General features: G+C 59.0%; 17 protein-coding genes. 11 read left to right on the forward strand and 6 right to left on the reverse strand.

Going from position 1 to position 23589, the window contains the following annotated elements:
* Positions 1 to 39: 39 nt before the first annotated feature.
* Genes tssK through tssA form a run of 4 tightly spaced genes read left to right on the forward strand, consistent with a single transcriptional unit; the run spans position 40 to position 7045 of the window.
* Positions 40 to 1374: a type VI secretion system baseplate subunit TssK gene (gene tssK, locus Q6A51_RS01560; RefSeq protein WP_304573964.1), complete on the forward strand. Its 1335-nt coding sequence runs from the start codon at positions 40 to 42 to the stop codon at positions 1372 to 1374.
* An 18-nt stretch (positions 1375 to 1392) separates the two neighbouring features.
* Positions 1393 to 2163: a DotU family type IV/VI secretion system protein gene (locus tag Q6A51_RS01565; protein ID WP_304573965.1), complete on the forward strand. Its 771-nt coding sequence runs from the start codon at positions 1393 to 1395 to the stop codon at positions 2161 to 2163.
* Positions 2160 to 5975 carry a type VI secretion system protein gene (locus Q6A51_RS01570; protein ID WP_304573966.1) on the forward strand — a complete coding sequence of 1272 codons (3816 nt, stop codon included), beginning with the start codon at positions 2160 to 2162 and terminating at the stop codon, positions 5973 to 5975. The genes Q6A51_RS01565 and Q6A51_RS01570 overlap by 4 nt, the downstream gene beginning before the upstream one ends.
* Entirely contained in the window at positions 5972 to 7045 is a 1074-nt protein-coding gene (tssA, locus tag Q6A51_RS01575; protein WP_304573967.1) for a type VI secretion system protein TssA, read from the forward strand. The genes Q6A51_RS01570 and tssA overlap by 4 nt, the downstream gene beginning before the upstream one ends.
* 106 nt (positions 7046 to 7151) lie before the next feature.
* Here tssA and Q6A51_RS01580 read toward each other — a convergent pair whose 3' ends face one another.
* Entirely contained in the window at positions 7152 to 8069 is a 918-nt protein-coding gene (locus tag Q6A51_RS01580) for a LysR substrate-binding domain-containing protein (protein WP_304573968.1), read from the reverse strand.
* Positions 8070 to 8255: 186 nt separating this feature from the next.
* On the opposite strand from Q6A51_RS01580, the gene Q6A51_RS01585 reads away from it, so the two are divergent.
* The 4 genes from Q6A51_RS01585 (at position 8256) to Q6A51_RS01600 (ending at position 12297) form a co-directional block, all read left to right on the forward strand.
* Positions 8256 to 9005, forward strand: coding sequence for an SDR family NAD(P)-dependent oxidoreductase (locus tag Q6A51_RS01585; RefSeq protein WP_201017595.1), 750 nt, complete (start codon positions 8256 to 8258; stop codon positions 9003 to 9005).
* A gap of 93 nt (positions 9006 to 9098) precedes the next feature.
* Entirely contained in the window at positions 9099 to 10403 is a 1305-nt protein-coding gene (locus tag Q6A51_RS01590; protein WP_201001881.1) for an MFS transporter, read from the forward strand.
* 17 nt (positions 10404 to 10420) lie between these two features.
* Positions 10421 to 11281, forward strand: coding sequence for a transketolase (locus Q6A51_RS01595; RefSeq protein WP_201001882.1), 861 nt, complete (start codon positions 10421 to 10423; stop codon positions 11279 to 11281).
* Positions 11278 to 12297, forward strand: a complete 1020-nt coding sequence (locus tag Q6A51_RS01600) for a transketolase family protein (protein WP_201001883.1) — start codon at positions 11278 to 11280, stop codon at positions 12295 to 12297. Before Q6A51_RS01595 ends, Q6A51_RS01600 begins: the two co-directional genes overlap by 4 nt.
* 223 nt (positions 12298 to 12520) lie before the next feature.
* Here the strand turns inward: Q6A51_RS01600 and Q6A51_RS01605 are convergent, their stop codons facing one another.
* The 5 genes from Q6A51_RS01605 to Q6A51_RS01625 all read right to left on the reverse strand — a co-directional run bounded on the left by Q6A51_RS01605 (position 12521) and on the right by Q6A51_RS01625 (position 19970).
* The gene (locus tag Q6A51_RS01605; RefSeq protein ID WP_304573969.1) at positions 12521 to 15676 is read right to left on the reverse strand and encodes an efflux RND transporter permease subunit; all 3156 of its coding nucleotides are present in this window, start codon (positions 15674 to 15676) and stop codon (positions 12521 to 12523) included.
* Between the two features lie 7 nt (positions 15677 to 15683).
* Positions 15684 to 16862, reverse strand: a complete 1179-nt coding sequence (locus Q6A51_RS01610) for an efflux RND transporter periplasmic adaptor subunit (RefSeq protein ID WP_200985963.1) — start codon at positions 16860 to 16862, stop codon at positions 15684 to 15686.
* An 82-nt stretch (positions 16863 to 16944) separates the two neighbouring features.
* Positions 16945 to 17682: a hypothetical protein gene (locus Q6A51_RS01615; protein WP_304573970.1), complete on the reverse strand. Its 738-nt coding sequence runs from the start codon at positions 17680 to 17682 to the stop codon at positions 16945 to 16947.
* A gap of 198 nt (positions 17683 to 17880) precedes the next feature.
* The gene (locus tag Q6A51_RS01620) at positions 17881 to 19269 is read right to left on the reverse strand and encodes a heavy metal sensor histidine kinase (RefSeq protein WP_304573971.1); all 1389 of its coding nucleotides are present in this window, start codon (positions 19267 to 19269) and stop codon (positions 17881 to 17883) included.
* The gene (locus tag Q6A51_RS01625; RefSeq protein ID WP_201017591.1) at positions 19266 to 19970 is read right to left on the reverse strand and encodes a heavy metal response regulator transcription factor; all 705 of its coding nucleotides are present in this window, start codon (positions 19968 to 19970) and stop codon (positions 19266 to 19268) included. Before Q6A51_RS01625 ends, Q6A51_RS01620 begins: the two co-directional genes overlap by 4 nt.
* Before the next feature lie 301 nt (positions 19971 to 20271).
* Here Q6A51_RS01625 and Q6A51_RS01630 point away from each other — a divergent pair, with 301 nt between their 5' ends.
* The 3 genes from Q6A51_RS01630 (at position 20272) to Q6A51_RS01640 (ending at position 23474) form a co-directional block, all read left to right on the forward strand.
* On the forward strand, positions 20272 to 21441 hold the full coding sequence (locus Q6A51_RS01630) for a PQQ-dependent sugar dehydrogenase (RefSeq protein WP_304573972.1): 1170 nt from the start codon (positions 20272 to 20274) through the stop codon (positions 21439 to 21441).
* Positions 21442 to 21763: 322 nt separating this feature from the next.
* Positions 21764 to 22108 carry an antibiotic biosynthesis monooxygenase gene (locus Q6A51_RS01635; protein WP_201001890.1) on the forward strand — a complete coding sequence of 115 codons (345 nt, stop codon included), beginning with the start codon at positions 21764 to 21766 and terminating at the stop codon, positions 22106 to 22108.
* 79 nt (positions 22109 to 22187) lie between these two features.
* Positions 22188 to 23474 (forward strand): NTP/NDP exchange transporter, encoded by a 1287-nt coding sequence (locus Q6A51_RS01640; protein ID WP_304573973.1) that lies wholly within the window; start codon positions 22188 to 22190, stop codon positions 23472 to 23474.
* Positions 23475 to 23589 lie beyond the last annotated feature (115 nt).

The following is a 23589-nucleotide window of genomic DNA, read 5'->3' on the forward strand; positions in this document are numbered from 1 at the left end:
ACTGACCATGCGCCACACACAGGATGTCAAGGAAACCTTATGAGCGTGCTACCTGATGCAGTCTGCTGGCACGAAGGCATGCAATTGCTGCCCCAGCATTTTCAGTTGCAAGGCTTGCGGGCCGAAGTGTTGGCCGCCCATCTGGCCCAGGCATCCAACCCTTGGTACTGGGGGGTTACAAACCTTGATCTGGACCCTTCGGCCCTGTTTGCCGGGCAGGTCCGTATTCTGGCCCTGGACGCTACCTTGCCTGACGGCATGCCGCTGAGCATTCGTGCCGGATCGGGGCCGATGGTCGAGCTGGATATCAACGAGGCTGCCGCCGCATCTCCGACTGCGACTGTGATGGTCTACCTGGCGGTCAGCCCTTTGTGGCGCGCCGGTCAGTTGTTGCCGCTCAAGGGTCGCCTGCAATCGGTGCTCGGCGACTCGCTGCCGGATCTGGCCAGTGGCGAGAACCCGGAAACCATAACCGTATGGCGACCTAACCCTCGGCTGGTCACCGAGGCCAACAAGGCTGACTCCATCTGCGTGCCTCTGCTGCATCTGCGCAAAGAGGGTGGTGGTTTCGTGCAGTTGCCCTATGTCGCGCCGACACCGCTGATCCTGCCCGAATCCTTGCTAGGCCGCAGAGTCGCGGCCCTGTGTGCCCGCACCCGTGAGAAATGCATGTTTCTGGCCGGACGTTTGCGTCAGGCCCAGCAGGCGGGTAATCAGGACGATGCCGAGGAAATCCGTCTGCAATCCGCTGCGCTCTGGGCCAGATTGCCCGAGGTGGAAGGTGCCTTGAGCAGTCGGGTCGCTACGGCTCAAGGTCTGCATGGATTGCTGCTCGGCATGACCGGCAGTTGGTCGGTACTGGACCCGATTTCTGGTGTGCCTGCTTATGCGCCGCTGGACTTTCTCGACCTGTATCGCGGCTACGACCAGGTACTGACCTGGCTGGAGCGCACTCTGGACCAGTTGCGGGTCGGCTTTCGCAGCGTGCCTTTCGAGCAGGCCGAGCATGTCTTTTCCATTGCACTGCCCGAGCAAAAGCCTCGCCAGCGATTGGTGGTCGGCTTGCGTATGCCGGCCGGTGCGTCCGAGCAGGCAGCAATCGACTGGCTGGGCAGGTCGATCATTGCTTCCGGCCCGCATATACCGGTGCTGGCCCGCCAGCGCATGAGCGGCTTGCCCCATCAGGCGATGAGCCGTCAGGAGCAGGTTGCCTACAGCACGGGCGACGACACACGGCTGTTTGTCATCCAGGCCAGTGGTGAATGGTTCGACCCGACACAGCCGTTGCACATTGTTTCATCTACTGCAGGAGGCGCAGTCAGCCCCTGGCAAGTCGTTCTGTTCATCGACAAAACCACCAACGAATCCGCCTGAGTACGGTAGGGAAGTCGTATGCCTGAAGGGAATGCCGTTTCGCGGGTGCGCGCCATGCAGGATGCACCGTTGAGTAGCGCTTTTCGTGAGGCGTGGCAGCAATGGCTGACCGCCTGGAACGAGCTGGACAAGAGTAGCGAAGATACCCCGAAGCTGGTCGAGACCGTGGCCGAGCTGTCGACCCGGATCACACGCCGACTGTGGCGCAATGCATTTTCCAATGTAGGGGATTCCGCGACTCAGCAAATGAAGGCCATGGTCTATGCCTTTGTCGCGCTGGTGGATGAAACCCTGTTGTTCGCCGACTGGTCGGGGCAGAGCGCCTGGCAGGAAAAGCCGCTGGAATCGCGCCTGTATTCAAGCCGCCAGGCCGGTCAGCGGCTGCCGCTGGAAATCAAGCGCTTGCTCGATGAGCAGGTTTCCACCAATCGGGACCTGGGCAACGTTTATCTGTTGTGCCTGATCCTCGGTTTTCACGGGCACTTGCGTGGGGAGCGCGGTCAGGCTCTGCACGAAAAATGGCGTCATGCGCTGTTTACCTTCACTCGCCAGCGCGAGCCGGACTATGCCAATGTCAGCCAGTTGCTGGCCGAACCTTCCAGTGTTGTGCCACGTCAGTTGCCGTTGCGTAAATCCCTGCCTGACGGCTTGCGCCTGGGGCTGGTGATTCTGGCGTTCACGCTGCTGTTTATCGGTATCGGTCAACTGTTCTGGCATGACATCGGCCAGCGTCTGGAGCCGGTCCTGCATCTGGCGACTCCCTTCGCCGTTGTGGAGAGCCTGTCATGACGCTGGAAATGCTGGGCTGGGTGATCGGCATCCTGGTCGTCCTGCTGATTGTGCTGTTGTGCATCTGGTGGCTGCGTACCCGTGGCGGTGCAGCGATCCGCAGTTTCCATTTTGCCGTGCGCCAGATGGAGAAGGACCAGGGCGTACGCGATCACTATCAGACCTCGTGGCTGTTGATGGTCGGCGATGAGGCCCAGGGCTCGCAGTTGTGCTCGGCCTGGAACCTTTCGCCCACGGACAAGCCGGCATGGTTCGGCCGTTGGTGGTCCGATCCCGAAGGCGCGGTGCTGGTTGTGCCGCAGTCTCTGTTCATGCCCGAAGAAGGCATGAAACTTCAGGGTAACGGCTGGGCGAGCCTGCTTGGCCTGTTGCTGCGCATCCGTGGCCAGCGCCCGCTGGACGGTGTGATCTGGAACATCAGCGCAGCCGACCTTCTGGATGGCGAGCGTGCGGCCTCGCTTGGGCTGGCGGCGCGTCGGCGCTTTATCGATCTATTGCAACGCCTTGGGCTCAGTGTGCCGGTGTATGTCGTGATCAACGGCATGGACGAGATTCCCGGCTTTCAGGATCTGGTCATGGCCTTGCCGCAGGACACCCGCCAGCAGATTCTGGGCTGGAGTTCGCCTTATGACCCGGAAATGGTCTGGCAATCCCAGTGGAGCGATACCGCGCTGGACTCCGTGATTCAGGCACTGTCTGAAGCGGTGGTCCAGATCGGCGCGTTGTCAGGTCACTTGAGTGGTGAGCTGAGTTTCCTCCCCGAGCGTCTGAAGGATTTGCGCCGCTCTCTGCAAATGCTGCTGGAGCCGGTCTTTCAGGGCAATGCCCAGGGCGAGGCGGTGCGTTTTCGGGGGCTGTACTTCACTGCCGATCAGGCGTCGGCTCCGGGCCATGAAACGCTGTCGGCAAGCGATGCACCGGCCATGCAGAGCGTCTTCGCTTCGTCGCTCTGGCAGCATCGCATCAATGCCGAGCGCGGGCTGGCGCAACCGGTGCCGCGCCTTTTGCATCTGCGTCGACGCTGGCAGCGGGTCACGGCCATTGGGGCGCTGGTCTTTGGCGTGATCTGGGGCATTTCCATGCTTTGGGTCTGGCGCTATTCGATTGATGAGGCCGATGAACTGTCCCGCTTGTTGCAGGAGGCCCAGCGCAGTTACGTGCAGGTCAACGATGACGCGCACCGGCAGGAACTGACCCGCAGCAATGTGCAGGCCTTCTGGAATGTGCTGCAGAACGCGCCGCGCTGGCATTTCGCTTCTCCGGTTTATCCAAGCTCCTGGTTCTCCTCGCTGGATACCCGTCTGGACGGGGTCTTGCGGCATATGTCCATGAGTCATATGCGCCAGCCTTTGCATGACTTGCTGCTGGCCCAGACCAACGAATTGCTGGCGATCACCGACAGTGACCGGCGCTCCGTTCAGGAAGGCGATGACCCTGCGTTGTGGCAGAGTTACGTCAAGGCCAGGGATCTGGTGGAGCGGGCGACTCGTCTGGAGCAGATGAGCAATCTGTACAGCCTGTCGCTGAGCAACCAGAAAACGCCTCTTGATGAGCTGGTGCCTCTGAGCAATAACGCCTTGAGCCTGAACCTCAATGCGGGCACCTTGCATCGTGAGTCGTTCTACAACCGGCTGATGGTGGAAAAGGGCACTTCAGTCCTGCAACCGCTGGACCTCCTGGCTCACCGCAAGGAAGTGACTGGCAATTTCACCAAACTGATGGAAAAGTGGCTGGTTCAATACTATCGGGCGGACAACTTCATCACCGCCGCCGGTTATCTCAAGCTGCATCTGGAACGTCTGGAGTCGAGCACCGATAACAACCTTGAAGAGCTGGAGCGCATCAAGGACCTGATCGATGATTTGCAGGCGGTCATCGACCTGACCAATGCGACCTGGAGCCGTGGCAAGGGGCAGGAACTGGTGCCGGGTTATCTGGCCATGATGGACAGCGTCAGGAAAAGCAAGCTGCTGGGGCCACAGGTTGCTCAGGATCTTGAAAGCCAGGCGGCTCAATTGCAACACAGCTTCAAGGGACAATGGATCGCTCAGGGGGCCGCGAGCAATAGCCTGCTGACCCAGAGTGGCAGCGGGCAACTGACCTTGCAGGAACGGGTTTCGCAACTGCATGCGGCCATCAACTCGTTACTGCGGCGCGACTTTGTGGCCAGCGCGCTGCGTCAGGATGGCAGTGGTGAAAACGGCCCGGCGCAGCATGTCGATAACGACGGCCTGAGCATCGCCCTGAATCACTACAACAGCTACAAGCTGTATGCCCGTGAAGAGCTGCCGAATATTCCGGCCATGTATCGTCCGGCCATGTTGAGTACCGCCGAGGAAGCTGCCGCCGACTCCATGTGGTCGAGCCTGAGTACCCATGCGTCTTCGTTGACGGCTCAGGAAGAAGTCCAGCTTTTCGATATCCGGACCGATCAGGCACTGGCGCTGCACAAGGCCTTTATCGAACTCAAGCACCCCCAGCTTGCAATCAGCCTGCAGAACTACCTGAACCGGGTCGCACTGGCGGATATCTCGGCCGCAACCGGAATGGTGCTTGAGCAACCGCTGTTCCGGGACCGTGCCGATATCAGTGAGTGGGATGGCGGGAAAAACTTTGGTCTGCAATTGTTGCGAGCCACGGATGCCCAGGATCTCAAGCGTGGTCTGGACCAGCAATTCGTGGTGATCTCCAAGATCACCGAGCAGCATGCACCGGCCGTGGAATGGCTCAAGACACAGTTGCAGAACCTGCCGCTGGTCAGCGTCGAGGAAGTGACCCGGTTTGCCTCCCTGAGTGAGGAAATGAACAAGTACAAGGCGCAGAATCCGTCGAGTTCTCCAGCCTTGATCACTCAGTTGCTCAGTCGTGACTTCAACGACATGGACGAGAACACTTGCCTGGGCATCTTGCAGTCGGCCAATGTGCCTGTCAGTACCGGGCAGTTGACCCAGCGCTGGCTGACCTTGCAACAAGGGGCTCTGCGCCGTTGCCAGCTCTTGCAACAGCAGCAGGGCACGGCTGCCTGGAACGCACTGGCCAGCTACTTCAATCAATACCTGTCGGGGCGTTTCCCCTTTGCCCACGACTTGAGTGCAGCGGATGCCGACCCGGCGCGGGTTCAGCACTTCCTGACCCTGATCGACGAGCGATTGCCACAGGCTCAGGACGGACTCAAGAATGCCCAGTCCCGCGACCGGGCGGCGGCTGCCGAGTTTCTTGAGCGCCTGAAGCTGGCCCGACCCTGGCTTGGTGCTCTGCTGCTGCGCGACAAGGCCGGTCTGGTGGGTGCGGACATGGAAATCCAGTGGCGCACCGATCGTGACAGTGAGCGCGGTGCCGATCAGGTCATCAACTGGAAACTGGTTTCAGGGAACCGTGAGATCAGCTATCCGGGCCAGGCGCAGCAGGTCTTGCACTGGAATGTCGGTCAGCCGCTGAGCCTGATTCTGCGCTGGGCTCGGGATGGCACTCAGCGCCCGGTCAACGACCCGTTGCAGTCAGACCTGCGTGTCAGCGGGCTGGAAGCCGAGTGGCAATACCTTGGGCCGTGGTCGCTATTGCGCCTGATGAGCGCCCATGTATCGGTGCAGCGTCAGCCCAATGTCGATTACACGGAATTCCCGTTGTCGCTTGAGGTGCCAGTCCATGCGCCTGCCAATGAGGAAAACCAGACCCTGATGTTCGTGCGCCTGTCGTTGATGAGCCAGGGTGGCAAAGCTCCGTTGTCGATCCAACCCTTGCCGGTGCAGGCACCTCGCTCGCCATTCGGCTCGGCCCCTCGTTCTGTAGTTGATGCTGGAGTGTATCGATGAGTCAGCTTTCGTCACGGGTCAGCGAACTGCTGGAGCCCCTGTTTGGTCACTCGCCCTGCGGCGTGAACCTGCGCCACGAACCCATCTACGACCGCTTGCGCCAGTTGCGCCGCGAAGACGATGCCAGCTTGCCGATGGGCGTCTGGCAGGCGGACATCAAACGGGCCGACTGGGGGCAGGTGGAAGCGATTGCGACCTCGGTACTGCTCAAGGAAAGCAAGGACCTGATGATCGCCGCCTGGCTGGGCGAAGCCTGGTTGCACAAGGATGCCAGGCCTGGAATCATCGATGCGTTGAGCCTGCTGATCGGCCTGTGCGAGCGCTATCCGCAGGAGCTGCACCCACAACCCGCCGATGGTGACTTGTCATGGCGAGCGACGCCCCTTGAGTGGATCGTGCGTCGCTATACCGAACTGCTGCGCACGCAATTTCAGTTGTTCGAGAGTCGGGAAGGAGAGTTTGCCGGTTATGTCCTGAGTGACTGGCAGCAACTGCAACGCAACCGAGTGCAGGTCAACGACAGCAAGGCATCCAAAATAGCGGCCGAAAACGCTGCCGGTGACCAGGCCCGAATCAATGAACGGGTACGTGCCACGCCGGTTGCCTGGTGGTTGAGCAGCTTTGAAGTCACCCAGGCGGCGTTGCAGAAACTTGAGGCGCTGGACAACTGGAGCACCCAGTACTTTGCCGAGGATGGCCCCTCGTACGCGCCCCTGAAACAGACGCTGGTATCCCTGGCGGCACTGTTCAAGGAATTCATTGCCATGCATCCACCACAACCCTTGCCGCCGGAAACCGAAGAGGCCTCAGCCGACATGACGCTTGATACCCCGCTTGAGTCGAACGCCGGAGCACGAGCATTCAGCGAGCCACGCAATCGTGAAGAGGCCTATCGGCAATTACTGTTGATTGCCGATTACCTGGCCCGCAACGAACCCCACAGCCCGGTGCCTTACCTGATCCGCAAAGGCGTGGAGTGGGGCAACAAACCCCTCAAGGAACTGCTTTCGGAACTGATTACATCCGATGCCGAGGCAAGAAGGGTCTGGGCGTTGTTGGGGGTGCTTTAAGGACCCCGTTTCACCTCATAAACTCTTGCTGTCTGGAATGTCGCCTTCGCGGATAAATCCGCTCCTACGGGGTTGATGTAGGAGCAATTCATTCGCGAAAAAGTCCCTAATACGAAAAATCCCCGCCCAACTCTTCCTGCATCCACTCCAGAAATCGTTTCACCCTTGGGAAATTGGCATGGGCCTTGGGGAATACCAGATGGTGAGCGGTAATCGGCGCGCTCAGTGCCTCTGGTGATACAACCACCAGATCGCCTCTGGCCAGATACTTGCGGGCCAGCAGGGTGCTTTCCAGTGCAAAGCCAAGACCCTGACTGGCCGCTTCGAGGGCCATGTATGAGCGGTCGAAACTCAGTGGATAGGGTTTTTCCGGTCGGGAAAGGCCGTGCCGGGCAAACCATTGTGGCCAGTTGATCAAGGTGGATTCGGACAGGATCAGCGGGCTGTCGAGCAGGTCCGCTGCGCTCTGGACGGGGCTTCTTTCCAGCAGCGCCGGTGAGGCCATGACCGCGATCTGTTCGTTGCGCACCGTGCGCACTTCAAGCGTCGGCCAGTTGGGCAGGCCATGGCGGATATCCACGTCGATCTTGTCGCGGCTGAAGTGCAGGGATTCGTAGGAGCACGACAGGTTCAGCTGGATATCGGGGTGGCTCTGGCGAAACTTTTCCAGGCGCGGCATCAGCCACAGGAAGCCGAAGCTAGGCGCCGAATGCAGCCGCAGGCAGTCCAGGCTGATATCACTGGCAGCCCGTTCGGTGGCCACGGCAAAGCTGTGCAGTATCCCTGAAATCTCCGACAGGTACTGTTCGCCTACAGGCGTCAGGCTCACGCCTCTGGCCGTGCGCAGGAACAACTGGCGACCGATCATCGATTCCAGCTTGGCCAGTTGATGGCTCACAGCCGAGGGCGTCAGGTTGAGCTGTTCGGCGGCGCGCGCCACATTGCCGAAGCGGGCAGTCTGCTCAAAGGCTTGAATGGCCTTGAGCGGTGGCAGATTGAGTGAAGGGTCGCCTGGGGTATGCATGCGGGTATCCGGCCTTGGTCAGCTTTTCTTTGCGTCCAAATATCACCGATTCATTTGCCGAGTGCTGATTTTTTTTCAGCACTTGCTGAAAGTCGCGTTATTGCTCAGGTTCGGGGTGGGGCACAAGCTGGGTCATCGATTCGACTTGGGTCGATCCAATAAAAACAATTCAGGAGAACCCTGCCCATGATTCTTCAAGACAAGATCGCAATCATCACCGGTGCCGCCTCTGCACGAGGTATTGGCCGAGCCACTGCTGTCACTTTTGCCCAACAGGGCGCTCGCGTGGTCATTCTGGACCTGGATGAGTCAGCCGCCCGTGACGCCGCCGCTTCGTTGGGTGAAGGTCATCTGGGGCTTGCTGCCAACGTGGCGGACGAAGCTCATGTCTCTCAGGCAGTCGCCCGCGTTCTAGAGCACTTCGGCCGTATCGACGTGCTGGTCAACAATGCTGGTATCACCCAGCCACTCAAGACCCTCGACATCGGTCGCAGCGATTACGACAAGGTGCTGGATGTCAGTCTGCGCGGCACATTGCTCATGTCCCAGGCCGTAATCCCGGCCATGCGCAAGCAGGCCAGCGGCAGCATTGTGTGCATGTCTTCGGTTTCCGCCCAGCGTGGCGGCGGTATCTTTGGCGGCCCTCACTACAGCGCAGCCAAGGCCGGTGTGCTGGGGCTGGCCAAGGCCATGGCGCGGGAACTGGGACCGGACAATGTGCGTGTCAACTCCATCGCGCCGGGCCTGATTCACACCGATATCACCGGCGGCCTGATGCAGGATGAACGTCGTCACGCCATTATCGAAGGCATTCCGCTCGGGCGTCTGGGCGTGGCTCAGGACGTGGCCAATGCGGCGTTGTTCCTGGCCAGCGATCTGTCTTCGTACCTGACCGGCATTACCCTGGATGTGAATGGCGGCATGCTGATTCACTAAACCTGCGGGCTTGCCTTGCCCGCACTGTTCTGTATCGACGATACCGCCGGGTCACGAGCCTGGCGGTCAATAAAAACAAGAGATCAGACCATCATGACAACGACCACCTTGTCTGCGGACGCGGTCACCACCGTGCGTTCCAACGCTTATCGCAAGACCGCCTGGCGACTCATGCCGTTCCTGATGCTGTGCTACCTGTGCGCCTATCTGGATCGGGTCAACGTCGGCTTTGCCAAATTGCAGATGATGAACGACCTGGCCCTCAGCGAAGCGGTATATGGCCTGGGTGCCGGCATGTTCTTCATCGGCTACTTCCTGTGTGAAGTGCCCAGCAACATCATCCTGCACCGTGTCGGCGCCCGGATCTGGATTGCCCGGATCATGATTACCTGGGGCATCATTTCGGGGCTTTTTGCCTTTGTGGAAACGGCCTGGCAGTTCTATGTCCTGCGCTTCTTGCTGGGTGTTGCCGAAGCTGGCCTGGCTCCCGGCCTGTTGCTGTACCTGACCTACTGGTTTCCGTCCTATCGTCGTGCGCGCATGACGGTGCTGTGGTTTGTCGCCATTCCGTTGTCGGGAATGATCGGCGGGCCGCTGTCAGGCTGGATCATGAACAGCTTTGCCGGTTATCACGGCTGGGCGGGCTGGCAATGGATGTTCGTCATCGAGGCCATTCCCACCGTTGTGGTCGGCTTGATGGTGCTGGGCTATCTCAAGGACGGCGTGCATCAGGCCACCTGGCTCAATGACGATGAAAAAGCGCTGGTGCTGCGCGAGCTTGAAGAAGACAACAGCCAGAAAGTCGTCCATGAATCCACAGGTGCCTTTATTCGCGACCGGCGTCTGTGGTTGCTGGCGGGCATCTACTTCTGCGTGGTCATGGGCCAGTACGCGATCACCTTCTGGCTGCCGACACTGGTGCGCAATGCCGGTGTGTCCGACCCGTTGCACATCGGTCTGCTGAGCAGCGTCCCTTACATCTGCGCCATCTTCGCAATGTTGTTGATGGGGCGCAGCGGTGACAAGCATCGCGAGCGGCGCTGGCATCTGGTGATCCCGATGATCGCAGGGGCTGCTGGCTTGAGCCTGGCGGCAGTGATGGGCGGCAACCTGCTGTTTTCGATCATGAGCCTGTGCCTGGCTGCTGCCGGAATTCTGTCCGCGTCGTCACTGTTCTGGATGTTGCCCACCACGTTGCTGGGCGGGGTATCGGCGGCGGCTGGAATCGCGGCGGTCAATAGTTTCGCCAACCTTGCCGGTTTCTGTTCCCCCTATCTGATCGGCTGGATCACGACCACTACCGGCTCCAGTGCCATTGGCATGTACTTGATTACCTGCGTGCTGGTCTTTGGTGCCTTTCTGGTTCTGCGTGTCCCGGCTGCCCTGGTCAACCGCTAAGTTGAGGAGTTTCCCGAATGACTGCTACTGATTTACAAACCGGTGCCCTGACACTGGCGCAACGTGCTCATAACATCCGCCGCAATGCCTTGCGCATGGGGCAGGTTCAAGGCCAGGGCTATGTCGGCCAGGCACTCGGCGCTGCCGACCTGCTGGCGGTGTCCTACTTTCACGCCATGAACTTGCGGCCCGAAGACCCGGAGTGGGAGGGCCGGGACCGGTTCTATCTGTCCATCGGGCACTATGCAATTGCCCTGTATGCCGCGCTGATCGAGGCCGAAATCATTCCTGCCGACGAGCTGGAAACCTATGGTGCAGATGACAGTCGCCTGCCCATGTCAGGCATGGCGGCCTATACACCGGGCATGGAAATCACCGGTGGCTCACTGGGCCATGGGCTGGGTATCGCCGTGGGAGCCTGCCTGGGGCTCAAGCGCAAGGCGTCGTCTTCCTTTGTCTACAACCTGCTGTCCGACGGCGAACTGAATGAAGGCTCCACCTGGGAAGCGGTCATGTCCGCCTCCCACTGGAAGCTCGATAACCTGATTGCCATTGTCGACGTGAACAACCAACAGGCCGACGGCCATTCCAGCGAAATCCTGGCGTTCGAGCCTATCGTCGACCGCTGGCAGGCCTTTGGCTGGTTTACCCAGCGGGTCGATGGCAATGATCTGGAGGCGCTGGTCAAGGCCTTCGATGCGGCGCGCAATCACACTGGGTCACAGCCGCGGGTCATCATTTGCGATACCCGCATGGGCAAGGGCGTTCCCTTCCTGGAAACCCGTGAAAAGACCCACTTCATTCGTGTCGATGAGCATGAATGGGATATTGCACTGGACAATCTGGACGCTGGGCTGGAAACCGGGAGAACCGTATGAGCACCTTGAAAAACACCGCTTCCGGCAGCGAAGCGCCGAAGAAACGCCTCACCACCTCGGCCATGATTGCGTCGATTGCCTCCGAAGGGCAGGCAACCCGTCCGGCTCCCTTTGGCCATGCCCTCGCAGCGCTGGCCGATCAGCGTCCGGACATCGTCGGGCTGTCTGCCGACCTGTCGAAATACACTGACTTGCATATCTTCGCCAAGGCGCATCCCGAGCGTTTCTATCAGATGGGCATGGCCGAACAGTTGCTGATGAGCGCCGCAGCGGGCATGGCCCGTGAGGGCTTTGTGCCGTTTGCGACCACCTATGCGGTGTTCGCCTCGCGTCGGGCCTATGACTTCATCTGCATGGCGATTGCCGAAGAGAACCTGAACGTCAAGATCGTCTGTGGCTTGCCGGGCCTGACCACCGGTTATGGCCCGAGCCACCAGGCCACCGATGATCTGGCGATCTTTCGCGCCATGCCGAACCTGATGATCGTCGACCCTTGCGATGCACTGGAAATCGAACAGGCAGTACCCGCCATTGCCGCTCACCAGGGCCCGGTCTATATGCGCCTGCTGCGCGGCAACGTGCCTCTGGTGCTGGACGAGTACGGCTACACCTTCGAGCTGGGCAAGGCGAAAACCCTCAGGACCGGCAACGATGTGCTGATCATCTCCACGGGCCTGATGACCATGCGCGCCCTTGAAGCAGCCAAACAGCTTCAGGCCGATGGCGTGGACGTGGCGGTATTGCATGTCCCGACCATCAAACCGCTGGATGAGCAGACCATCCTGGCCGAAGCCCGTAAACCGGGCCGACTGGTGGTGACGGCTGAAAACCACTCGATCATCGGAGGCCTGGGCGAAGCGGTGGCGGGGGTTCTGCTGCGTAATGGCGTAACCCCGACCTTCCGGCAGATTGCCCTGCCGGATGCCTTCCTGGATGCCGGAGCCTTGCCGACGCTTCATGATCGTTACGGGATTTCAACCAACGCGGTGAGCCAGCAGATAAAGGCCTGGCTCTAGCCAAACAGCGCGCCTGCCTTGCGCAGGCGCGCTCTACAGGCTAATGCCGATCAGTAAAGGCATACATGTCACCTGTGGGAGGGGCCTTGGCCGCGACGACCAACTTACAGGCAACTCATTTTCAGCGCCTGAAACCTGGCTGTCGCGGCCAATGCTCCTCCCTCGGATTGTGATTCCAGCCCCCTATTTTCGAAGTCAGCCGCTTGACTGATTGGCATTAGCTCTACAGGCTGGCATGCCGATGCAAAGGTCGGTTGCCACCCAATTTGCGCATCGCTACATAGAACACCGGCGTCAGCAAAAGCCCGAAGAGCGTCACGCCAATCATCCCCGCGAACACCGTAACTCCCATGACATAGCGAACCTCTGATCCCGCACCGGTCGAGTAAAGCAACGGCAGTACCCCCATGATGAATGCTACGGATGTCATCAGGATCGGGCGCAGCCGCAGGCGGCAGGATTCGATGGCGGCCTGGAGTGGTGAGCGGCCATTGAATTCAAGTTCCCGAGCGAACTCCACGATCAGAATGGCATTTTTCGCTGAAAGCCCTACCAGAACCATCAGGCCGATCTGCGTGAAGATATTGTTGTCGCCCTCTGTCAGCCACACTCCGGTGAGTGCCGACAAGAGCGCCATGGGCACGATGAGGATAATTGCCATCGGCAAGGCCAGACTTTCATAAAGCGCGGCCAGTACCAGGAACACCAGCAGGACAGCCAGCGGGAACAGCCACCAGCCGCTGCTGCCCGCAAGAATTTCCTGATAGGTGAGGTCGGTCCACTCGAACGCTATGCCTGGCGGTAGCGTCTGGGCGGCAACTCTTTCCACGGCCTCGCGAGCCTGGCTGCTTGAATAACCAGCAGCGGCGGCTCCACTGACATCGGCGCTGGGGTAACCGTTGTAGCGCATTGCCCGTTCCGGCCCATAGCCGGGCTGGATCGACAGCAAGGTTTCCAGAGGAATCATTTCACCGCTTTGCGACCGCACCCGCAGTGCTCCGACATCCTCTGCCTGGGCGCGGAACTCGCCATCGGCTTGGGCGCGAACCGTGTAAGTGCGACCGAATTGAGTGAAGTCGTTTACGTAGAGGCTGCCCAGGTATATCTGCAATGTGCTGAAGATTTCATTGACCGGCACCCCCAGTTGCCTGGCCTTGACGCGGTCCACCTCCGCCCGCAATTGCGGAACGTTTACCTGAAAGCTCGAGAACATGCCGGTCAGTTCGGGCGCCTGAGAAGCTGCGGCGATGAAGCGCTTGGAGGCTTCGTCAAGCGCGGCATACCCGAGTGCTGCACGGTCCTCAAGCTGAAGCCTGAATCCGCCCGTCGTTCCGAGACCACGAACGGGAGGCGGGTTGAAAAGAATGATACGGGCCTCTTTGATTGCCGAAAACTCGCGGGCCAGCGCAGCAGAAATTGCCCTGGCGCTATGGGCTTCACCTACACGTTCGTCGAAGGGCTTGAGGTTGATAAAGGCAATGCCCGCATTGGAGCTGTTCGTGAAGCCGTTCACCGACATGCCGGGAAAGGCCAGCGATGCGCGAACATCCGGGTGGCGCAAGGCAATGTCGCTGGCTTGCCTCACGACTTTCTCTGTACGGTCCAGGGTTGCGCCATCGGGCAACTGGATAACCGCAAGCAGATAGGTCCTGTCCTGAGCCGGCACAAAACCGGCTGGCACGGTGCGAAACAGCAGCACGGTGACGCCCACAAGCAGCATGTAGATCAGCAGAAGCGATCCCTTGTGTGTCAGAGCTGTACGCACACTAGTGCCATAACCTTGCGCACCTCTGCTGAACAGCCGGTTGAACCCATGGAAGAATCGACCGAGAAATCGGTCCATGACCCGTGTCAGCCAGTCCTTGGGTGCATCATGGGACTTGAGCAGCAGGGCGGCCATGGCCGGAGACAATGTCAGGGAATTGAAGGCCGAAATCACCGTCGATATGGCGATTGTCAGGGCGAACTGACGATAGAACTGGCCGCTGAGCCCACTACTGAAAGCCAGGGGCACGAATACCGCACACAGCACCAGTGCGATGGCAATGATCGGGCCCGAGACTTCACGCATGGCCTGATAACTGGCCTCCTTGGGCGTCAGGCCTGCTTCAATGTTGCGCTCCACGTTTTCCACGACGACGATTGCATCATCCACCACTATGCCAATGGCCAGCACCAGGCCGAACAACGTCAGGGTGTTGATCGAGAAGCCAAAGGCCTGCATCACGGCAAAGGTGCCAATCACCGATACCGGAACGGCCAGCAAGGGAATGATGGAGGCACGCCATGTCTGGAGAAAGAGGATCACCACGAGCACCACCAGTGCGACCGCTTCCAGCAATGTGGTGGTTACAGCCTCGATGGAAGCGGTGACGAACTGCGTGGGGTCGAAAATAATCCGGTAGTCCACACCTTCAGGCATCTGCTGTTTCAGTTCGGCCATGATCCGTCGTACTTCGTTGCCGATTTCGACGGTGTTGGAGCCGGGAGCCTGTGTCACTAACAGCGCCGCAGCGGGCTGATTATCCATCAGTGCCCTGGCGGCATATTCGGCGCTGCCCAGTTCGATCCGGGCGATATCGCGCAGGTGAGTCACGGCACCGGTGGGGCTGGTGCGCACCACGATATTGCCGAACTCCTGAGTATCCTTGAGACGCCCCTGCACACTGATCGACATCTGTGTAACGACATCGCTCGGGCTGGGACTGGCACCGATGATGCCTGCCGCCGCCTGAAGGTTTTCCTGGCGGATGGCGGTCACGACATCGATCGGCGCCAGCCCGCGTTCACTCAGCTTCTGAGGGTCCAGCCAGATGCGCATCGCATATTCGCCAGCCCCACGCACCTGAATGCTTCCGACACCCTGAATACGGGTGAGCCGGTCGCGCACATTGAGGATCGCATAGTTGTTCAGATAGGCCATGTCGTAGCGTTCACCCGGCGAATACAGGTGTACCACCATCGTCAGGTCGGGCGTGCTTTTTATGGTGGTTACGCCGAGCCGCTGGACCTCTTCGGGCAATCGGGTTTCCGCTTGCAGGACCCGGTTCTGAACCAGTTGCTGAGCCAGATTCGGGTCCGTTCCCAGCTGGAAGGTCACCGTCAGCGTCAGCAGGCCATCGGTTGTCGCCTGGCTGCTCATGTAGAGCATGTTCTCGACGCCGTTGATGGCTTCTTCCAGTGGCATGGCCACTGTCTGTGCAATGACTTCCGGGCTCGCACCCGGAAACCGGGCACTGACCACTACGGTCGGCGGGGCAACTTCCGGGTATTCGGACACCGGTAGCAATGGAATCGCGACCAGGCCTGCTACGACCACCAATATCGAAAGGACGGCGGCGAAGATGGGACGGTCGATGAAAAACCTTGAAATATTCATCTGGGCTTCAGATCTTGTTGGAGGCGAGGGATGAGCCGTTATCGATAACGGGTTGAGGCGTTACAAGCGCTCCGGGACGCACACGTTGCATACCATCGACAATGATGCGGTCGCCTTCAGCTAGCCCCGAGGTCACGATGCGTTGCGTATCGACCCGTGCTCCAAGCGAGATCTGCCGATAACTGACCTTGTTCTGGTCATCAAGGATAAGTACGTAACGTCGATCCTGATCCGTACCAATTGATCGTTCCTCTACCAGAATGGCCTCACGGGCTTGCACCTGTCCCATTTGCAAGCGGGCGAACTGGCCAGGCACAAGCTGCCCGTCTGGATTTGCCAGCACGGCGCGCATACGCACCGTGCCGCTTTGTGGGTCGATCTGGTTGTCGAGTAACTGCAAGCGGCCTTCGGTGGCCTGGAAGCCTTGGCCGGTGACGCGCACGGGAACATTGGCCAGTTGATCGCGCTGGGAGAATGTATCGAGCGCTCGCACGACCGCCTGCTCGTCTGCGTCAAAGCTCAGGTAAATCGGATCTACCGATACCAGAGTCGTCAGCACAGGACCTTCCGGGCCTGCGGCTACCAGATTCCCCGTAGTGACTTCGCGACGTCCGATCCGACCCGAAATAGGTGCTCGTACCTCGGTGTAGCCGAGGTTTATCTGCGCCAGCCGCAGGTTGGCCTGAGCGGCCTTCAACTGTGCATCAGCCTCCAGCGCCTCGTTTTCGCGCTGCTCCAGAATGTTCTGGGCAATGGCCCGGGCAGGCCACAGTTTTCGTGCTCGCTCGGCCTCACCCGAGGTGTAGAGCTTGCGTGCTCTGGCGGAGGCGACCTGAGCTTCTGCCTGTGCAACTGCGGCGGCATAGACCGCGGCGTCAATGGTCAGCAAAACATCCCCTTGCTTGACCAGTTGACCTTCTTGAAAACGGATTTCCTTGATCTGGCCAGCCACTTGAGGACGTATGAGCACGCGATCAACGGCTTCCAGGCGCCCTGAAAAATCGTCCCAGGTCCGTATCGTGTTCTTTTTTACCTGCATCACGGCGACAGCTACCGGAGCAGCCGCCGCTGCCGGCGGTGTGCTGGAGCCTGACAGCATCGGGGTGTACCAGACTGCAATACCTGCACTTGAAGCAAGGGCGATGAACAACAGGAGCCTGGGTACTCTCGCAACTCGAATGCTCATGGATATAGCTCCGTTGAGGGATTCATGGGACAGGGGGATTAAGGGGAAAAGCGGTAGCGGCGTGCGGATAGCGAACGAGGTATCAACTTCCTCTATTTCTTTCGATCGACCGGCTTTTGAATGGCAAGTGGTGAGTACGGTTGCCCATCGCGTTGACGATGGCATTACACAAGGCCCGCACGAAGGGTACGTAACTCACCTGGCCAGGCTGGCAGGCATTGAGGTCTTGATCGGCATCTATCAGGTGTACCGCGATTTGCCTGGGTAACAAGGACACGAGCGGCCAGCTATTGCGACTGGCATCCACCGGGTATGGGTGACTTGTGGTCGGGCCGATATCGCATGACGTCACAAGCGCTACGCCCATCAGGCAAGCGCCTTCAAGCTGTGAGCGCATGCGTCCTGGACTTTCAAGCGGGCCGAGGTCAGCAGCAATCACAGCTTCATGAATGATCAAGCGACCCTCATCACTCACCTCTACATCGAGTACCACCGCCATGTATGTCGATGAGTCGTAGTGTGCGGCGATGCCCTGTGCTCTTCCTTTTCGTGAAAGCTTGCCCCAGTGGCCTTTGTCCGCCGCTTCAGTGATGACATGGCGAAGTCGATCGGCATCGAAGGTCGATGGCTTCGATGCCTTGTCGATCAAGGCAAGCAGATAGTCTTTCTGATCGATATTGCCGCAAGCTGTCCTCTCTGCAACCGAGCGCTGCTCGGCAAATACGGACAGCAGAAAATTTTTCCTGCCCTGATTACTGTCAGGCACAGGTTGCCATTTGAATGGGGTCAGGACGCTATCGTGGGTATCAGGGTGGCTCATATGCGTTTCTCCTTCCGGCTGATGGCAAGAGGTTCTGCCAGACGCTAGCCCCTTCACTGGCACTGATAGCGCGTCTTTCACGCAGGCATCAGAGCAGCAATCATGTGGTTACTTTAGAGAGGAGGAACTGACGTCAGAGTGACTGGCGGCTGACAGGAACATGTCAAACGCCAGTCTGATCAAGTCGGGGGGATCGGGTCAGACAGGTGCCATTCTTGAGGTAGGCGGGTCGATCATTACCGAGAAGCCGAAAGTATTGAGGCCGTTTTCACTTCGGGCAAAAACGATACCGCCATGCATGGACGCAACAGCGCGGACAATGGAGAGCCCCAGGCCGTGATGCGAGTCACTTCGGGCGCGGGCGGCATCGGCCCTGTAGAAACGCTCGAACAGGCGCTGCAGATGCGTATTGTCTATGTGCTCGCCCACGTTGGAGACGCTGATCTCGACATGTTTTTCCTTGCGGGCGAGATTGATGGTCAGCGTGCTGGAGACCGGGGCGTATCGTGCTGCGTTTTGCAGGAGGTTGGCCAGGGAGCGGTGAAAAAGGCGCTTGTCTACCTGGATCCGCATGTCGCCGTGAATGGCGAGAACCAGATTCTTTTCTATCAGTACCGGCTCCAGGTATTCCACTGTCTTGGAGGACTCTTCCTGAAGGGAAACCTCACTCAGTTCGGTGATTCTCTCGCCGCTCTCGGCACCTGCAAGAAACAGCATGTCGTTCACGATACCGCCCATGCGCTCCAGCTCTTCGAGGTTGGACTGAAGAAGATCCTGAAGCTCATTGATATCACGATCATGGGCCAGTGCGACCTGGGTCTGGCCTATCAGGTTGGTCAGTGGCGTGCGCAGTTCGTGGGCCACGTTCGCATTGAAGCCTTCAAGTTGTTGCCATGCCGCTTCCTGCCGACTCAATGCACCATTGAACGAGGTCGCAAGCTCTTGCAGTTCATTGGGCAGTGCCGTGGTGTCCAGGCGTTTTTTCGAGTCGCCGGGAGGCAGATTGTTGGCTTGCTGGCTGAGCCTGCGCACCGGTGCCAGACCCACCCGTGCTACCCAGTAACCGACCAGCGCCGCCAGAAGCATTGCCCAGGCCGAGGTCATGATCAGGGTGTGGGTGAACTCCCCCAGCGTAACGCAGAAGGGCATGTAGTCCAGGCCGATGATAAAGCGCAGTTCCGGACGAATCGCCGAGGCCGGAATGGTCTTGATCATCAGGAACATCCGGTTCTTGTCGGCAATATCCATCACTGCCGTACCATCGGGGTGCCTGGACCAGTCCTTGCCGTCCGGCATGGGGCCGCCATAGCTGAAATAGGTGTCACCGGCCAGGACCCAGTGGCGCACACGTTTGTCCGACGGCGTAAGGTCGTCCAGTTTTTTGTGCAGGCCAATCCAGTCTGCGCGGCTCTCGTACTTGGCGACAGCGGGGTCCAGCATGAAATGGCGCAGAGCCAGTTCATTGCTGATCTGGCCCTGAAGCGATTCTTTCAGTGAGTTGCGCAGCAGGACCGCGCTGACCGACATGATGAGCGCCATGGCCAGAGCAAACAGCAGCGCCAGCCGTTTCGAGATCGATAGTTTCATGGTGTGACGCTACTTTTGATGCCTGGGGTTTCGCGCTTTTCCAGTACATAGCCCATGCCGCGCACGGTATGCAGCAACTTGTTTGGATAAGGCGCGTCGATTTTGGCCCGCACTCGCTTGATTGCTACTTCGACTACATTGGCGTCGCTGTCGAAGTTCATGTCCCATACCTGCTCGGCGATCATCAACTTGGAGAGAATTTCACCCTGATGCCGAGCCAGCAGGCTCAGCAGGGCGAACTCCTTGGCGGTAAGGTCCAGGCGAATGCCTCCGCGCATGACCTTGCGGGCTTGCAGGTCCACTTCCAGATCGTCGATATGGATGTGTGTCAGGTCTATCGCATCGCTGCTGCGACGTATCAGCGCCTGGATGCGGGCGACCAGTTCGGCAAATGAAAAGGGTTTGCCCAGATAGTCATCGGCACCTTCCCTGAGCCCCCGGACCCGGTCATCTACAGTGCCTCGCGCGGACAGCATGATGACCGGTGTTTTCTTCTTCTGGCGCAGGCCTTCCAGAACACCGTAGCCATCTTTGCCTGGCAGCATGATGTCGAGAATGATGACGTCGTAATCGATCTCCACGGCCAGATGCAGACCGTCGATGCCATTGCTGGCAATGTCGACGGTATAGCCCAGCTCGCTCAGACCGCGATGAACATAGGAGGATGTCTTTTCTTCATCCTCAACCATCAGCAGACGCATTCTGTACTCCTGGTGCGCAGCCTTGCATGGCAGTCGGCTGCTTCGAATAAGGGGAATTATCAGCATTACAGGGTAGAGGGGATGCATGTCTACAGCCTGACCGCTACCTGACATTTTTGTCAGTAATCGCTGCCCGGCAGCATGACATCAGCAGCAGGCACAGGGGTGTGTGCCTTGCCGGAAAATGACTTTGTCGGTTTGCCGTCAGTTAACTGTCACCTTGCCGTCAGCGACGGAATCTTAAATTCGGGCCTCAATACTCACCCAGTTGTATCGCGTCGTCAGCGAGTCATGGAGCTCTATGAGAAGCTTTGGAAGTAAACGCCCTCGTCATCACCTGATACTCGTCAGCGGATTTCTTGCTCTGATTGCACCGCCATCATTTGCAAAAAGTGCCCCGAATGCCGGCCAGCAGCAACCCAGTATTTCCCGCCCGTTTTCGGTAACGCCGGTTGCCGCATTCAGGGAGCCCTGGGCAATCGCGTTCCTGCCTGATTCCCGGCTTCTGGTCACCGAAAAGGCAGGTCGCCTGTTTATTACCACCCAGGATGGCGTAAAAAAGGAGGTCGAAGGTGTTCCGCAGGTTCAGTACGGCGGACAAAACGGGTTGCTCGACGTCGCGGTTTCACCCACGTTTGACCAGGACTCCAGCATCTACCTGAGTTTTGTTGAGCCGGTAACGGGAGGCAGCGGACTCGCATTGGCCCGAGGCCGGCTGGATGAGACTGAGCAGGGCGCTGCGCTGAAGGATCTGACGGTCATCTGGCGGCAGGAGCCCAAAGCCATGGGGAGTCAGCCGGGCGGGGTCATCGCGTTCTCTCCTGACGGCCAGCACCTTTTTCTGACCTCAGGTGACAGACGCCACCCCGACTCGGCCCAGGACCTGGACTCTGCATTGGGGAAAGTGATTCGTCTTGACCTCGACGGCACGACACCTGCTGACAATCCCATGGCAAGCCGGGGCGGGGTAAGGGCCCAGATCTGGACCAGCGGGCATCGAAACCCTTACGGACTGGCTTTTTCAGCTGATGGAAAGCTCTGGCAGCATGAAATGGGACCCCAGGGTGGTGATGAACTCAACCTGCTGCAAGCAGGGAGAAACTACGGCTGGCCGGTAGTCTCGAACGGCGACAACTACGGCGGCTCGCCAATACCGGACCATGATCAGGACAGACGTCCCGAGTTCGCTGGCCCGGCGCTATTCTGGACCCCGGTCATATCTCCGGCAGGCATGAGTTTTTACAGCGGCCCATTGTTCCCTGAGTGGAACGGCTCTGCGCTGATCGGATCGTTGTCGGCAACCGGCCTCATCCGGGTTTCCATTGATCAGCGCGGCATTGCCAGGCAAGAGGACCGCTGGAACCTAGGCAAGCGAATCCGCGATGTCGCCGTGGCGCCTGATGGTGCTGTCTGGCTGGTAGAGGATGGGACTGGAGGGATGCTGGTCAATCTCAGGCCCGACCATCAGTGACGGACTTATGGCAAGTCTCGCCCGAATGGAAGGGCAATGCGCTGGCGGGATATTTGCCTGGTCGGGTGCTGATTGACTATACCTTCCATGTGCTGGAGCGATGAGCTGTCCCGTCGTTTTGGGCACTCTGCCACTTTGAAATGATTTGTAATCTTTGTTGTTTTTCGGAGCAGGCGAGTAAAACTCCGTTGAATCGAGCAATCAATGGCGCCGATCAGGCAATCGATCAGGCCTTCAGCGCAGGATACTGCGTCAGGCTGCACGGGATCTGAGTTTCTGCTGAGTGATCCTGGCCCCACAGACTGCCTTTTGGAGACCGCTCATGAGCCTTTCAACTCACGATTCCCTGTTCAGTCAGTTCGTGGAATTCATCGTCGATCCGCTTCACGCTCAGGATCTGGCGGCGGCATTGATTGCTCGCGCTGAACGTTTTACCTGTTTTTATCCGGGATTCATCAGTGCTCACGTCAATGTCAGTGAGGCGGGCGACAGAGTGCTCATGCAGTTTCTGTGGTCTTCCGTAAATCAGGGCCAGCAAGCGATTGAGAAAGCTCAAGCCATAGAGCCGGACCTGTTTCAACTGGCCCGCCAACACCACTCCCGCGCGCTGTTGTTCAGCGCTTTCAATACGGTTGCGCGAGTGCAGGCGCAGCCGGTGTTGTCTTGAGTGCCCACATGACCCGTACAGGATCTTTCGCCATGTCTCTTGTTATTCATTCACCCGTTTCAGCGCTTGGTACCGGGTTTTGATATCTGCCAAGGCATTCAAATGGACAAACGTCCAGCCGTCCGAGCGAGCTGCGCTTTTGCTGGGGTTCGCGTTTCATTTCTGCGTCCTGGCCAGCTATTACCTGGTACGCCCTCTACGTGATGCCTTGGGGCTGGAGGGCGGTGCCGACAAACTGCAATGGCTGTTTACGGCGACCTTCCTGGTGATGCTGCTGATGGTCCCGTTATTTGGCGCATTGGTTTCCCGCCTGCCTGCGAAACGTTTCGTGCCTTTGATCTATCGGCTCGTTGCGTTGACGATGCTGATATTCGGTGTGCTGATTGCCAACCGGGTTGCGCCAGTCAGAGTCGGGCAGGTGTTTTTTGTCTGGATCAGCGTCTACAACCTGTTCATCGTCTCCATTTTCTGGAGTGTGCTGGTAGATCGATTCTCCAGCGAGCAAGGTCGACGACTGTTCGGCTTCGTGGCGGCGGGAGGAACCCTGGGGACTTTCGTCGGCCCGTTACTCGCTGCGGGAATGGCGACCAGGCTAGGGCCGCTGGCATTGACCTTTGCAGCGGCGTTGCTGCTTGAACTGTCCGTGCGTTGCTATCGGGGGCTTCTGTCTCGCACCGAGGCGCAATCCATAAGCCTGTTGCAGAGTGAGCGAAGCATGGGCGGCAGTGTGCTGGCGGGCATCACGCTGATTTCGCGCTCGCCTTATCTGCTGGGGCTGGTCTTGTTCATGCTCTTGCATACCACGGCAGCCACTTTCCTGTATTTCGAGCAGGGCCGGATTGTTGCCGGCAGTTACTCGGATGTGGGCAGCAGAACCCGGTTCTTTGCCATCATTGATCTGGTCGTGTCAGCGCTGACCCTGATTTTCCAGCTCTTGCTGACGGGGCCGCTGATCCGGCTGGTCGGTGTCGGTGGCGCGCTGATCTCGCTGCCGCTGGCGACCATCGTGGCGTTTACTGCAATGGCCATGGCTCCCGTTCCTGCGACTGTTGCGTTGGCGCAGGGCTTGCGTCGCGCCATCGAATTCGCCGTGGTGCGTCCAGCCCGTGAAGTGCTCTGGACCGTCGTCACCCGCGAGGAAAAATACAAGGCAAAGAATGTGATCGAAACCCTGGTGTACCGGGGTGGCGATGCGGCCAGTGGCTGGTTGTCCGTTGGCTTGACGGCGTTGGGCGCAGGTTTTGGCGCTTTGGCCATCGTCATCGTGCCCGTCGCTGGTCTGTGGGGCGCGTTGTGCCTCTGGCTATCCAGACGGCACCGGGAAAGGGCGTCTGTCGACACCCAGGTAACCCATGAGAAATCCTGATTTTCAGGTCGTGCAGCAAGCCTCGAAATGGCTTGAGCAAGGCCCTGCATACATTGTCCGCATTGCTGATGGAGTTGTTCGTGGCCAGTTATAGACCTGCCATTTATAGACCTGA

Source organism: Pseudomonas serbiensis (genome assembly GCF_030580745.1).
In the GTDB taxonomy this organism is placed as follows: Bacteria; Pseudomonadota; Gammaproteobacteria; order Pseudomonadales; family Pseudomonadaceae; genus Aquipseudomonas; species Aquipseudomonas serbiensis.

Bases quoted from the DNA above. Each gene is read 5' to 3' on its own strand.
- Q6A51_RS01600 (WP_201001883.1), top strand. From the start codon at position 11,278: ATGAGCACCTTGAAAAACACCGCTTCCGGCAGCGAAGCGCCGAAGAAA.
- Q6A51_RS01565 (WP_304573965.1), top strand. From the start codon at position 1,393: ATGCCTGAAGGGAATGCCGTTTCGCGGGTGCGCGCCATGCAGGATGCA.
- Q6A51_RS01620 (WP_304573971.1), bottom strand. From the start codon at position 19,269: ATGAAACTATCGATCTCGAAACGGCTGGCGCTGCTGTTTGCTCTGGCC.
- Q6A51_RS01615 (WP_304573970.1), bottom strand. From the start codon at position 17,682: ATGAGCCACCCTGATACCCACGATAGCGTCCTGACCCCATTCAAATGG.
- Q6A51_RS01630 (WP_304573972.1), top strand. From the start codon at position 20,272: ATGAGAAGCTTTGGAAGTAAACGCCCTCGTCATCACCTGATACTCGTC.
- Q6A51_RS01590 (WP_201001881.1), top strand. From the start codon at position 9,099: ATGACAACGACCACCTTGTCTGCGGACGCGGTCACCACCGTGCGTTCC.
- Q6A51_RS01610 (WP_200985963.1), bottom strand. From the start codon at position 16,862: ATGAGCATTCGAGTTGCGAGAGTACCCAGGCTCCTGTTGTTCATCGCC.
- Q6A51_RS01625 (WP_201017591.1), bottom strand. From the start codon at position 19,970: ATGCGTCTGCTGATGGTTGAGGATGAAGAAAAGACATCCTCCTATGTT.
- Q6A51_RS01580 (WP_304573968.1), bottom strand. From the start codon at position 8,069: ATGCATACCCCAGGCGACCCTTCACTCAATCTGCCACCGCTCAAGGCC.
- tssK (WP_304573964.1), top strand. From the start codon at position 40: ATGAGCGTGCTACCTGATGCAGTCTGCTGGCACGAAGGCATGCAATTG.
- Q6A51_RS01605 (WP_304573969.1), bottom strand. From the start codon at position 15,676: ATGAATATTTCAAGGTTTTTCATCGACCGTCCCATCTTCGCCGCCGTC.
- Q6A51_RS01585 (WP_201017595.1), top strand. From the start codon at position 8,256: ATGATTCTTCAAGACAAGATCGCAATCATCACCGGTGCCGCCTCTGCA.
- tssA (WP_304573967.1), top strand. From the start codon at position 5,972: ATGAGTCAGCTTTCGTCACGGGTCAGCGAACTGCTGGAGCCCCTGTTT.
- Q6A51_RS01595 (WP_201001882.1), top strand. From the start codon at position 10,421: ATGACTGCTACTGATTTACAAACCGGTGCCCTGACACTGGCGCAACGT.
- Q6A51_RS01635 (WP_201001890.1), top strand. From the start codon at position 21,764: ATGAGCCTTTCAACTCACGATTCCCTGTTCAGTCAGTTCGTGGAATTC.
- Q6A51_RS01570 (WP_304573966.1), top strand. From the start codon at position 2,160: ATGACGCTGGAAATGCTGGGCTGGGTGATCGGCATCCTGGTCGTCCTG.